Annotated in this window: 12 protein-coding genes; 8 read left to right on the top strand and 4 right to left on the bottom strand. The window is 42.8% G+C overall.

Annotation, left to right across the window (positions count from 1 at the left end; genetic code table 11):
• Nucleotides 1-8: 8 nt before the first annotated feature.
• Nucleotides 9-674 carry a hypothetical protein gene (locus ABDW02_RS15780; protein ID WP_343636184.1) on the bottom strand — a complete coding sequence of 222 codons (666 nt, stop codon included), beginning with the start codon at nucleotides 672-674 and terminating at the stop codon, nucleotides 9-11.
• 74 nt (nucleotides 675-748) lie between these two features.
• Nucleotides 749-3,697, bottom strand: a complete 2,949-nt coding sequence (locus ABDW02_RS15775) for a gliding motility-associated C-terminal domain-containing protein (RefSeq protein ID WP_343636182.1) — start codon at nucleotides 3,695-3,697, stop codon at nucleotides 749-751.
• Between the two features lie 361 nt (nucleotides 3,698-4,058).
• On the opposite strand from ABDW02_RS15775, the gene ABDW02_RS15770 reads away from it, so the two are divergent.
• Nucleotides 4,059-4,469 carry a gliding motility-associated C-terminal domain-containing protein gene (locus tag ABDW02_RS15770; protein WP_343636180.1) on the top strand — a complete coding sequence of 137 codons (411 nt, stop codon included), beginning with the start codon at nucleotides 4,059-4,061 and terminating at the stop codon, nucleotides 4,467-4,469.
• Nucleotides 4,466-5,407: a type IX secretion system membrane protein PorP/SprF gene (locus ABDW02_RS15765; RefSeq protein WP_343636178.1), complete on the top strand. Its 942-nt coding sequence runs from the start codon at nucleotides 4,466-4,468 to the stop codon at nucleotides 5,405-5,407. The genes ABDW02_RS15770 and ABDW02_RS15765 overlap by 4 nt, the downstream gene beginning before the upstream one ends.
• Nucleotides 5,408-5,800: 393 nt before the next feature.
• Here the strand turns inward: ABDW02_RS15765 and ABDW02_RS15760 are convergent, their stop codons facing one another.
• Entirely contained in the window at nucleotides 5,801-6,556 is a 756-nt protein-coding gene (locus ABDW02_RS15760; RefSeq protein ID WP_343636176.1) for a DUF475 domain-containing protein, read from the bottom strand.
• Nucleotides 6,557-6,714: 158 nt separating this feature from the next.
• On the opposite strand from ABDW02_RS15760, the gene uvrB reads away from it, so the two are divergent.
• Together uvrB and ABDW02_RS15750 are read left to right on the top strand one after the other, a co-directional pair.
• The gene (gene uvrB, locus ABDW02_RS15755) at nucleotides 6,715-8,736 is read left to right on the top strand and encodes an excinuclease ABC subunit UvrB (RefSeq protein ID WP_343636174.1); all 2,022 of its coding nucleotides are present in this window, start codon (nucleotides 6,715-6,717) and stop codon (nucleotides 8,734-8,736) included.
• A gap of 66 nt (nucleotides 8,737-8,802) precedes the next feature.
• A complete protein-coding gene (locus ABDW02_RS15750; RefSeq protein WP_343636172.1) occupies nucleotides 8,803-9,183 on the top strand; it encodes a hypothetical protein in 381 nt (126 codons plus the stop codon).
• 11 nt (nucleotides 9,184-9,194) lie between these two features.
• Here ABDW02_RS15750 and ABDW02_RS15745 read toward each other — a convergent pair whose 3' ends face one another.
• Nucleotides 9,195-10,193, bottom strand: a complete 999-nt coding sequence (locus tag ABDW02_RS15745; protein WP_343636170.1) for a gliding motility-associated C-terminal domain-containing protein — start codon at nucleotides 10,191-10,193, stop codon at nucleotides 9,195-9,197.
• 162 nt (nucleotides 10,194-10,355) lie between these two features.
• Here ABDW02_RS15745 and ABDW02_RS15740 point away from each other — a divergent pair, with 162 nt between their 5' ends.
• Genes ABDW02_RS15740 through ABDW02_RS15725 form a run of 4 tightly spaced genes read left to right on the top strand, consistent with a single transcriptional unit; the run spans nucleotide 10,356 to nucleotide 12,970 of the window.
• The gene (locus tag ABDW02_RS15740) at nucleotides 10,356-10,667 is read left to right on the top strand and encodes a DUF3817 domain-containing protein (RefSeq protein ID WP_343636168.1); all 312 of its coding nucleotides are present in this window, start codon (nucleotides 10,356-10,358) and stop codon (nucleotides 10,665-10,667) included.
• Between the two features lie 22 nt (nucleotides 10,668-10,689).
• Nucleotides 10,690-11,418, top strand: coding sequence for a 2-phosphosulfolactate phosphatase (locus tag ABDW02_RS15735; RefSeq protein ID WP_343636166.1), 729 nt, complete (start codon nucleotides 10,690-10,692; stop codon nucleotides 11,416-11,418).
• Nucleotides 11,387-12,418, top strand: a complete 1,032-nt coding sequence (locus ABDW02_RS15730; RefSeq protein WP_343636165.1) for a zinc dependent phospholipase C family protein — start codon at nucleotides 11,387-11,389, stop codon at nucleotides 12,416-12,418. Before ABDW02_RS15735 ends, ABDW02_RS15730 begins: the two co-directional genes overlap by 32 nt.
• A 45-nt stretch (nucleotides 12,419-12,463) precedes the next feature.
• A complete protein-coding gene (locus ABDW02_RS15725; protein ID WP_343636163.1) occupies nucleotides 12,464-12,970 on the top strand; it encodes an FKBP-type peptidyl-prolyl cis-trans isomerase in 507 nt (168 codons plus the stop codon).
• The last annotated feature ends 48 nt before the right edge of the window (nucleotides 12,971-13,018 follow it).

Here is a 13,018-nt window from a genome sequence, read left to right as displayed (position 1 = left end):
ATTTACTATTATTTTTCTTTTAAACTCATGCTTTGAACCATATCAGATGAAACGGTTTCTCCGTCAACAGTGCGCTGATAGTTTCCCTCCAGTTCCAATTCCAGTTCCTTATTCTTTGACTTGACAATGGTATATATCCACATATTTCCCCCTGCAGCAAAAGTGGTTTCCGAGCCGTTACTACTCACCAGTACCTGGTCCTGTTTTTGGAAAACAGAATTTGATTCCTTCAAAACATTCAAGGCAATGCGTTCATTTTTCTTAAAATCATCTCCCTTCGTCTTCGCTACAAAATTCCAGGTACCGCTTTGAATGGTTTTAATATCCGTATGGAGCAACATCCCGTTCTGTTCTCCTTCATAGTACCATTCCTTGTTCCAGATCCAGGTTCCGTCTTTTTTGATGTTGATGGTATTGGCACTCACTTTCCCGGAACTTTCCTGGATAGTCGTCACTCCCGAAGATGTTTGTTCATGATGGGTGGAAATCGTGGTTTCCGTGAAAGAAGTGTGTGTATAATCTTTATCACCGTTTGATTGTAGGGACGTACGATTTTCTTCGGAAGAAACAACGGTCCAGTTATTTGCAATTTTCCCGGTGGTAGACTTGCCGCAGGAAACCATTCCAATGGCTATCACTGCAAAACCAAATCCCAAAAAGGTATTTTTTTTCATGTTAGATGAGTTAAATAAAGTGTCTTAATTCTTGATAACGTTGTTATGCGCAATACGGTTGGTTTTTGATGATTTTACCGAATCAGGTTTACATGTCCGTTAAACTCAGTGGGCAACCCGAAACAATCTTCATAAATTGCATGAATGGCGTAGATTCCATCAGGACAGATTTCCCCGCGATACATACCGTCCCAGCCTTTAAATGCACCTGTTTCGGTAAAGATCTCTTCTCCCCAGCGATTGAAAATCCGGATTTCCCGCACCGTGATATTTTCTCCTTTAAATTCAAAACGGTCGTTGTGTCCGTCATTATTCGGTGTAAAGGAATTCGGCAGGTAGAAGAATTGTTCATTCTGCAGGTTCACGTAGATCGAATCCCATCTTTCCCCGCAAGGATTGAACGCATGAACCAGGTACCAACCCGATTCATTCAGGTAAGTTCCTGCCGGATCTCCGTCAGGTTCAAAGATCTCCAGGCTGTAATTCGTTTCTATCTGCAATACCGATACGGACAATTGTTTTTCACACACTTTGACCGAATCTTCCGGAAAGTACAGATCAACTTCTGTGAATCGTCGTACCTGCATGGAATCAGTCACACTTCTGCATTGGTTGGTCAGCGTTACGCTATAAGTTCCTTCCTGCGAAATCCATTCGGATGCAGTTTGCGAACCCGAACTCCATTGGTAGAAACCCGGAGAACCAGCTGCGGTGTAGGAAAACCCGACTCCTATATCGAAACAAGTGTCCAAGGTTGCAGGCAGGAATAATTCGGGGAAATAGTGGATAATTACGAAACAACTCGCAGAATCGGTTCCGCAGCTATTGGATGCATAAACCGTATAATTTCCGGAGGTTGATACTGTTAACTGGTTTCCGCTGCTTCCGTCCTGCCAAAGAATGGTTGTTACATCACTGAATATCGGAGCAAGTACTATGTTTCCACCATTTTGAATACAGGTGTCAATCGAAGGAATTACCTGCACATCCGGCAGATTTATTTGAGTAACCGAAATAATCGCATTGACCGTTCCACAGGAATTTGTTGCGGAAATCGTGTAGTTCCCGGGACCGTTTACACTTCTTGATGCAGTGTTAGTTCCATCATCCCACAAAACGGTTGCACCGGCAGAAACCGTAGGATTTAAAAGAATCGGAAAGTTTCCTGTACACACTTCTACATCCGCAGTATCTCCGATAAGCGGTAAAAAATTGATGCCGATTGTAATCGAATCACGCAAAGTGACACAGCCATCAGACACATCTACCCAATAAGTTCCAGCTTGTGTGACATTCAATGAAGAACCCGTAGAAGCATTATTCCACAAATAAGTAATCGCACCGTTTGCACCGGAAAAAACCGGATTGATGGTAAATGAACTTCCGGGTTGCAAACAAACTGTTGTATCGTTCGGCAGGTTCATCACAAAAGAAGACGAAGTAATGGAAGGAACAATCGTATCGATTAACTCACAGCATTTGGTATCCAGCACGCGAACAATGATCGTATCGGAAGTACTTACTGCCAATGTATCAGAAGTCCCACTGGTTCCGTTCGACCAGTAAAAAGTCGGGTCTGTAAATCCAACAGTAGCTGCGGTAACACTTACCTGACAACCTGTATTTTGTACGAGGTTCAGGGATACGGTTGTACAGGGATCCTGAAAAGGTTCATCCTGGATGGTAATTCCGTTGGTGTACGTAAGCGGAAAAGGAGCGGCAGAGATAGACAACTGTACCATGGAGGCCGGAACATTTGTTTCCAGATAAGGCAATTCAAGGGTTTCAGAACAATCTCCAACGATGTTCAGATCTTCGTCCAAAATAATCTGGTTGATGTTCATATCAAAAACGGTGCTTGCAGATTCAGCTGTCACGAAATAATGAAGCCCGTTGAGAAAAGTACTGTTTCCCATCAAAAAATCAAGACCGAAGGGAACATAATAGTAAACATTCGGTTTGCTGATCGCAACGCATTTATCGAAAACTCCGTTTTTGGAAACCTTTACCGCATATAAGTGTTGTCCTCCTGTTATGTTGAACCCGTAAAGGACATAGTGGGTTGCTGTTTCATTCAGCGCAGTCAATACTTTCAGGTTATTACCCGGAAGTCCGTAACGCTTGGCAAAAATCAGGTTTCCCGATGTATCACACTTGACAAAAAACGGATCCATGGTAACATTCGTAATGTTATCTGAAACAATCAGTATCAGGTTTTGGTCCTGATCATATTCAATGCGTTGTCCGATGTATTCGTCAAGTGTCCATTGCGCCACCGGGAGATCGATGTACTTCTGTAAAAAAATCGTTCCGTTTTCAGTAATACCCAGCAGGAATGGCCGTTCCATGCTTATATTGAAATTATGAACGGAACCCGTAATGTACATTTTTCCGTTAATCATTTCGGTTGCGCTCACAAATAAGGTACGTGAGTAACCGCCCGGTGTGGTAAAAACTCCCTGTAAGCTGTTGGTTTGCCAAAGAACCTGCCCCGTTTGAGAAGAAACCGCCAGTACTCTTCCCCCATAATTGGTGGAAGCTCCATAACCTCCTCCAACCAGGAAAAATTTCCCGTTTGAATAGCGCATACAGGATAAATAATTGGGGCCGCTTGCTTCGTATCTGGACCAATAAACTGCACCGGTCTGAGCATTCATCTTGAAATAAAAAGATCCTTTCCCTATAGCATTCGCATTATCCGCTATCTTACCGCATCCGAAAACAGTATCTCCTACAACATCTAAAAAACCCATACTCACCCAGTCGTTCGGATCAGAAGTAAAAGTCAGCGTTTTACTCCACTGGATCACATTCAGCGCATTTTGTTTGACAATCAGCCCTTTTTGACCGGACTCACCGCCAATGTATTTGTACCCCGAATTGTCTGCGCAAATAGCCACGCCAAATTCCCGGATTCCCGGATTTCCTATCAGGGTACTTTTCTCATCATTTTGGGAAAATGCCGGCTTCGCGATACTTAACAATAAGGAAGTCAGCGCCAGAAGAAGTAGTCCTTTTTTCATATTTCAGCAGTTAAAGTCTTCATTAAAGCTAGGGCTATTTCACCGGATTTCCTTATCTGCCGGGTGTTGGAAGTCAAAACTGTTTTGAAAGAAATTTCGCTACCACCAAAAGGATAAGCTACTAATTAACAGGTTTTTAATATTCATCTCTTTTTAATTGACACATCAACAATGGCTAAAAGCGTACATTTCTTCTGCTTCGATCATTTAGCCAGCATCCGCATTTGTTGATTCTGTGATTTAAAACAAAATCCGGATCTTCTATGTAATTGATTCATCAGGCTTTTGAAAAATATTGTTGTTCTTTTTTTGCGCTTAATGGGTTAAAATGCTGAACTTTGCCGGAGAAAATTTATTTAGAATGATTCGATTCATCTTTTTAGTTCCACTAATCGCCCTTGCTTTCAGCTTTACGGGAAAGAAAGAACTTAAGTTCACGGTGGAAAAACCACCTGTTTCCAATCACGAATTGGAGGACACCCTGAAAATCAATGACCTGACTTTTGCGGATTTCTTTTCTCCGAACGGTGACGGATACAACGATCATTTTATCATTCTGAATGTTTTGAACTACCCGACCAATTATTTGAAAGTATTCAACCGTTGGGGAGAAACGGTTTATTATGCGTCTCCGTACCTGAACCTTTGGGATGGAAGATCGAACCAGCCGAACGCCATGCTCGGAGAAGAGTGTTCTACCGGGGTTTATTATTTTGAATTCAACGACGGAAACGGAAACATCGCGTCAGGTAAAATAACATTGAAACGATGAGAAAAATTTACTCCCTTTTGGTGTTATTGACTATCACCCTGACATCTTCCGCGCAATTACGCACCTTGTACAATCAATACATGCTCAACCAGGCTGTGTTCAATCCGGGTTACATGGATATTTCTACGCGTTTCAGTGCAACCCTGCATTTCAAAAAGCAATGGATGACTACTCCTGAAACTCCTTTGACCTTTACAGCAAACGGCCATTACCACATTACGAAAAATCATGGGGTCGGTGCCATTGCAATCAGCGATTTTACTGCCGGAGTGAATTCCCTGGAAATTGGTGCAATCTACAATTACCATGTGTGGCTGGGCGAAAAAACAGCACTTGGTTTGGGAGTAAAAGTCGGATACCAGCAACGTTCCCTGCAAACAGATTACATCTACTTCAGTGAAAAAGAGCCGACTTTGGACAACCGTGTAACAAGAGGTGTAAACCTGGGAGTTGGTTTGTCCATTCAATCACAGAACTTTGATTTCGGGATTTCCATGCCGAGCATTTTCGACAATGCGTTGGCTGATCCGTCGAGTATTTACACCACCACTTACAACCATTTCTATTCGCACATCGGTTACAAAATCCGTTTCAACGACAACATTATCCTGTATCCTACTGCCATGGCACGCATGGTAAAAGGTTCGCGCTTAAACATGTCTTTCGACGGGCATTTCCTGTTCGGTCAGCTGGTTTGGGTCGGCGGCGGCTATCAATCGGATAATTCGGTAACGGGAAGTCTGGGCTTCTTTTTAGAAAAAGGATTGCGGATTGTATATACCTACCAAACCGGTACTTTCTCACCACATAAAACAACTTTCGAGCACACGCATGAGATCACGCTGAATTTTGCACGTACTATTGATGATCTGCCATTTGCAAAACGCAAATTCATTACCCGCAAGGGAGGGCAGTTCCGTAAGAAGCAAAAATGGTAAGAGGTATTGAACCACAATAGGTACATAGGCACATAGGGGTGTTTTGGAAGTTGGAATAGTAAAATTCATTTGTGTTTGTCCGAATTGAAGCTGGGGTTTCTACTAAATTTCCATGTGTTTTGCAAAAGCATTACTTTCTCCTCTTTATTTGAGTGAACTTCATAGGGTATATTTATGTGTAAGTTAAAAACTGCACTCCTTCTTATCTGAAATCCGCAAATAAAAGTTAAGCTAGATACAAAACCTAGTGTGCCTTGTACTCCTGCATCAAAAGTCTATGTGTCCTATGTTTCTATGTGGTTAAAAGAAATGAGAGCGGAGCGAAACGACAAATTACCAGCTTGAATAGCACTAATCAAAAAAAACTCTGTGTTCTATATACCTATGTGGCTATTATTTCTTCTTTGCCCGGAAAATCAGGATAGGCACAATGAAAATAGCCAGCGTCAACCCGGAGATGCACAAGTCAAACTGTTCCGATTCGATCCATTTCGTTGCAGGAACAAAATGCACGAGCAAGGCCAGGCACAACTTAATTCCCAGGATTCCGATTACCAGGAAAGCCGCATTCTCCAGGAAAGGATATTTCTCCATCAGCAACACAAAATACTTCGCAACGTAACGCATGGCTAAAATCCCGATGAACACCCCGATACAAATCAGGATCACATTGTCGGAATAAGCAACCACCGCAAAGATGTTGTCGATCGAAAAGACAATATCCATGAATTCTACCGCCAATACGGTCGACCAGAAAATACCGATCACTCCGACCGTTGCGCGGTAAACAAAATTTTTCTTCGTTTGCTGCACTTCCGACTCAATTTCCTCCTGCACACTTTTCGCTGCAAAATGCTTCACAGCCATGTAAATCAGGTAAGCACCGCCGATCGGTTTGAACCACCAGATACTCAGGATGGATTCCACCAATATCAGCGCCAGTCCGCGAAAAATATAAGCTCCCAGAATTCCGTATTTCAATGCTTTTGCCTGTTGTTCTTTCGGCAAGTCTTTCACCATCGTGGCCAGTACGGCTGCATTGTCGAATGATAAAATAATTTCAAGCAGTAAAATTCCAAGAATCAGTAAAATGGCATTCAACGGATGCTCTGACATGAGCGCTGTAAATTCATGGAATTGTTTCATCATAGGACGCTGCGTATACTTTTAAACGAAACTCAAAGATACGATTAAATAAAAAGTGAAAATTGAGAATTGAAAAGGTTTTCCGAAATTCCTTCCAATTTAACCAATTTCATCCTGCTTAATTGGCAATTCATAATCCGCAATTGGCTATATTTGTTACTATGGATTTCCAACTCACTTCTGAATTTAAACCGACGGGTGATCAGCCTGTTGCCATTGAACAATTAGTCAGCGGAATCCGCGACGGACACTTTGCGCAAACATTGCTGGGTGTTACCGGAAGTGGGAAGACCTTTACCATGGCAAACGTGATCCAGCAGGTCGAAAAACCGACCCTGATCCTTTCCCACAACAAAACACTTGCGGCACAGCTTTACGGGGAGTTCAAACAGTTCTTCCCCAATAACGCCGTGGAGTACTTTGTGAGTTATTACGATTATTATCAGCCCGAAGCGTACTTGCCGGTTACGGATACGTATATCGAGAAGGACTTGCAGATCAACGACGAAATTGAAAAGCTGCGGCTTTCGGCTACTTCTGCCCTGCTTTCGGGAAGAAGGGACGTGATCGTGATCGCTTCCGTGAGTTGTATTTACGGTATCGGGAACCCGAATGAATTTGCAAATTCCATCATTCCGATCCGCATCGGGCAATCGTTTCCCAGAAATAAATTCCTGTTGCGGCTGGTCGAAAATTTATATTCACGTACAGAAGGCGAATTCAAACGCGGAACTTTCCGTGTGAAAGGCGATACGGTTGATATTTACCTCGCTTACGCCGATTATGCGTTGCGCGTAGAATTCTGGGGAGACGAGATCGAACGCATCCGTACCATTGATCCGGAGAACAATTCCGAAATCGAGATTTTTTCCGAAATCAACATTTACCCGGCAAACATTTTCGTTTCCAGCCCGGCAACTACCCGCAGAGCTATTGACCAGATCGGTGAAGACATGGTCATCCAGGTCGAGAATTTTAAGCGTGAAGGCAAATTGCTTGAGGCAAAACGACTGGAAGAACGCACTTCCTACGACATGGAAATGATGCGCGAATTAGGCTATTGCTCGGGAATCGAGAACTATTCCCGCTATTTCGATCAGCGTGCTCCGGGAACACGGCCTTTCTGTTTGCTGGACTATTTCCCGGACGATTATTTGATGATCGTGGACGAAAGCCACGTAACAATGCCGCAAATCCGCGCCATGTACGGTGGGGACCGCGCACGTAAGATCAACCTGGTGGATTATGGTTTCCGAATCCAGGCAGCAATGGACAACCGTCCTTTAATGTTTGACGAGTTCATGTCGCTGGTAAATCAGATCGTTTATGTATCTGCTACTCCGGCCGATTTTGAACTGGAGCAATCCGAAGGAGTAGTCGTGGAGCAGCTCATCCGTCCTACCGGCTTATTGGATCCGGTAATCGAAGTGCGGCCGAGTCTGAACCAGATCGATGATTTGATCGAAGAAATGCAGGTACGCATTGAAAAGGACGAACGCACGCTGGTAACCACACTGACCAAGCGAATGGCCGAGGAATTGCAAAAATACCTGGACAAACTGGGTATTGCCTGCCGATACATTCACTCGGACATCGACACGATTGAGCGTGTGGAGATTTTGCGCCAATTGCGACTGGGTGAATTTGATGTGCTGATCGGGGTGAACCTGCTTCGCGAAGGACTCGATTTGCCGGAAGTAAGTTTGGTAGCGATCATCGATGCAGATAAAGAAGGATTTTTGAGAAACGAACGCTCCCTGGTGCAAACGGTCGGTCGTGCGGCACGAAACGTGAACGGACGCGTGATCATGTATGCCGATAAAATAACGGATTCCATGGAGCGTACGATTACGGAAACCGAACGCAGAAGAGCAATGCAGATAGCATACAATGAAGCGAACGGCATTGTTCCGACAGCGCTGAACAAATCGAAAGAAGTGATCCTGAAATCGACAAAAGTGGCGGACGGAGATCCGGAAACGCGTTCTCAGAAAGCCTATTATGCACCGGAAGAAAGTTCGATGGCTGCAGAACCTAAGGTTCACTACAACGATCCGGAAGAACTGGAAAAAGCGATCGTGGCGAAACGCAAACAGATGGAAAAAGCGGCCAAAGACCTGGATTTCATCGAAGCGGCACGCTTACGGGACGAATTATTTGAATTACAGGCAAAGAAAAAGTAAAATCAACATACGACAGCAGATTTTTAGCTGACATACTGAAATCCTGATGTCTTAATATCTAAAAGAATGAAAAACATCCTCTTCCTTACTGCAACATGCCTCCTGCTGTTTGGCTGCAACAAACCACTTTTGAAATACAACTCCGAATTTGAGGGAACCTGGTACAGTGAAAAGCAGTACAACCCGGACATGGGCGCTTTTGTAAGTGATGAACTGGTATTTTCCGGCAAGGAAGGCAGCTACCAGGTCGATTGTAAAGACACATGTGCAACAAACTTGTGTGAATGTACCGGCAAACTGACCGGAACACCCGAAATCAACAAGCAACATACCATTATCCGTTTGAATTCACAAACACCTCGCACCTTTACCCTGGATGCAGAACCTTACGAACAAGGAGGTTCCTGGTACATGAAGATTGATGGGAAAGTTTATAAGAAGCAATAAGAATAAACTATTTATCTTATGATTGTAATAGGCGTAGAAAAACCTTTTTTCTCGTCACAACTTTCGTAAGATCCCATCAAAAAATAAACTCCTTCAAATAAAGGATTACCCCGATTGTCTTCCCCTTTCCAAATCTTCGAATTGGAATCATTGAAAACCTCCTCTCCCCATCTGTTCACAATATAAAAATCAGAGAATTCTGATAGATCAATAAAATCATTTATATTATCATTATTCGGAGTAACGATATTGGGAAGCTGTATTTCAAAATTAGTAAACGGCATTTCAATATTGGGAGGCTGCATTTCACCATCTACTAATTCCTTCACACTAAAGTCATCTAACAGGAAATAACATACATATTGTACATTTGCATATGGACCAAGCTGGATATAACTTTCTGTACTATCTTTTAAAAAATGACCGATGGTTAAAAATTGATGAGGCGCATCTGAAATGAATTCGAATGATATTTTTATCCAGTTAGCTGTATCGTTAATCACAGCCAGACTATCAGTATATTGAGGAATGTAATTTTCATATAAAAAATCATTGGAATTGATTCGAGTTTCTGAAAATAAAAAACCTATATTTTTAATGGTATGCGTGGATGAGTTGCCTAGATTAAAATACCCTTCAACCATGTATTTATGTGCATATTCCAGTGGTTTACAAAAGGATAATTGGATATATTCCCTGTACCGTGAATATGGACCATCGATACAAAAATAACCAACCATGCCATTTCCGCTTCTTGGACTTTGGTACCCTAAGAACGTGTTCGGAACTCCCACTGTAGAAGCTGTTGTAAAACAGGCATTGAAGTAATCAGAAGTGCTTACGTTCAATGCACAAGGATTATAAACATATTTACATCGTTCAATCTGAGAGGCATTATCCGGACATTCCCAATACTTCTCGAAATCACCATTCAAAATGAGGTTTCCCTGCCCTAAAGTATGAAAAGTAAACAGGAAAAAGAATACTATATATTTGATGATATGATCCAAAATTTGTTTCTAATTATAGTAAAGATCGTTCTTATATATGAATAGATATATTTCAATTCTTACTTTGTTAGGATTCATGATTCCCTCAATGGTTGGAAAATCTTTTTCGGTGAATTGTACCGCCCTTTAAACTTCATGCACTAATTTCGCAAACAAAAAATTATGAACTTCAAATCTGCTTTGGGTGCACTCCGCATCGTCGGGATACTGGAAGGGATTTCCTTTCTTTCGTTTTTGGTGACCATGCCTTTGAAATACATGATGGACATTACTGCTCCCAATAAAATCGTGGGAATGGCACACGGAGTTTTGTTCATTGCTTACATATTCCTCGTTTTCTGGGCTTCAACGGAAACAAAATGGGACACAAAAACCAAATTCTGGGCTTACGTAGCTTCACTTTTGCCGTTCGGGACCTTTGTTGCAGACGCGAAAATTTTCAAACCGACCCAGGAATCCCTGAAATCCATCTGATTTTAGTACCTTCGCACTTAATATGGATACAAGAAAGCTGATCGAAGTTTGCTATACTCCCGGTGAGTACGCATATTTTAAAGATGAATTTGAAATCGTAGTAGTAATCGACGTGTTGCGTGCAACCTCGGCTATTTGTGCGGCATTCGACAATGGAATTGCATCCATTATTCCAGTTCCTACCGTGGAAGAAGCGTGGGAATACAAGCAAAAAGGCTTCCTGGCAGGTGCAGAACGCAAAGGTCAGATCGTAGAAGGTTTCGACTTCGGGAACTCGCCTTTTTCTTACATGAAGGAAGAATTCAAAGGTCAGGAAGTAGTTTTGACGACCACTAATGGAACCAAATCACTGGATGTTGCCAAAGATGCGGAAATCGTAGTAGTCGGTTCTTTCTTAAACCTCAACCATTTGAATCAATGGCTTGAAAAGCAGGACAAAAACATTTTGTGTTTGTGTTCCGGCTGGCAGGACAAGTTCAACCTGGAAGACACCATTTGCGCGGGAGCAATCTGCGATCACCTGATCAACACCGGGAATTTCACTTCCGTGGAAGATTCATCCATCGCTGCCAAATACCTGTATCTTTCCGCAAAAGACAATTATCTCGGATTTTTAAAGTCCAGTTCGCACAGAAGACGATTAAAAAACTTAAATTTGAATGAAGACATCAAGTATTGTTTGACACCAAACCAAACAAACGTGATTCCAATTTTAAGAAATGGTAAACTCGTCAACATTTCGGAGAACTAGCACTATTTTACTACTGAGCCTGCTTCTGACAGGCTTCGGGAACGCAGCTCCCCTTCCTGTTTTTCAGAAACCCAATCCGGCCTTGTGGGGCTTCTTCGGGCACAAACGCATTAACCGCGTGGCTACGTTTACGCTTCCCCCGGAAATGTTCGGTTTTTTCAAGGAAAACATTGAATTCATTACAGAACATGCCGTGGATCCGGATAAAAGACGTTACGGCGTGGACGGAGAAGCTCAGCGGCATTACATCGACATCGACCATTATTCGGTAAACGGGCAAAATCCGTTTGAAGTCGTGCCGAAACGCTGGAAAGATGCGGTAGAAAAATTCACCGAAGACACATTACAGGCTTACGGAATTGTTCCATGGCACATTGTGGTCATGAAAAACCGGCTTCAGAAAGCCTTCGAATCGAAGAATATTGACCTGATTCTGAAAAACGCGACGGAAATCGGCCATTACATCGGCGATGCTCACGTTCCTTTGCACACTACCGAGAATTACAACGGACAACTGACCGGCCAGCGCGGAATTCATGGTTTGTGGGAAAGCCGCATCGTAGAACTGAATGCGGAGGATTACGATTATTTCGTAGGAAAAGGAAAATACATTCCCGATGTACTGGAATTTGCCTGGGATGCCGTAAAAGCTTCCAATGCAGCAGTAGATTCGGTTCTCTCAATGGAAAAAGAATTGACTGCAGAGTTTCCGAGTGACCAGAAATACACGTATGAAACGCGCGGAAATGTGGTGATCCAAACTTATTCCAAAGCTTTTTGCGACGAATACCAAAAACGCATGAACGGAATGGTCGAAAGACGTATGCGCCAAGCTATTATTGCTGTTGGTTCTATCTGGTACACGGCCTGGGTAGACGCCGGACAACCCGATTTAGCAAAATTAACAAACAGTCCGCCTTCTGCTCAACTCCTGAAAGAACTGGAAGAATTGGACCAATTATACCAGCATTCCGACCATAAAGGGACAATTTGTGATTAGGTTGCGCGAATTTTACCTTACTTTTATATAAGTAAATTAGAGTATATGACAGTAGACACAAACATGGTGGTTTCCTTGAGTTACAGGTTAACCAATCACAAAACAGGTGAATTGATCGAGGAAACATCGGAAAGTCAGCCAATGGAATTCTTGTACGGAGTTGAACGCATCATCCCGACTTTCGAAGTAAATATTCACGGATTGAAACCGGGTGACACATTTGAGTTCGATATTCCATCAGCAGAGGCTTACGGTGAAAAGAACGACGACCATGTTGCACTGATTCCGATTTCCGTATTTTTTGACGAATCCGGAAAGATCGATGAAACACAGATCAAAGTAGGTGCAGTACTGCCAATGACAGATAACGAAGGAAATCATTTGAGAGGAACGATTCTTGAAATCACGGACGAAACAGTAACCATGGATTTCAATCACCCGCTTGCAGGAACAGACCTGTTTTTCTCAGGTACTATTTTGACCGTAAGAGCGGCAACCCAGGAAGAGTTGGATCACGGACACTCACACGGTGCACACGGACATCATCACTAACAAGTTACAAAGTTCAAAGGGTTCAACTGTTTAAAATAATTGAACCCT

The organism is Fluviicola sp. (genome assembly GCF_039596395.1).
In the GTDB taxonomy this organism is placed as follows: domain Bacteria; phylum Bacteroidota; class Bacteroidia; order Flavobacteriales_D; family Crocinitomicaceae; genus Fluviicola.
This window is presented reverse-complemented; position numbering and strand designations above follow the sequence as displayed.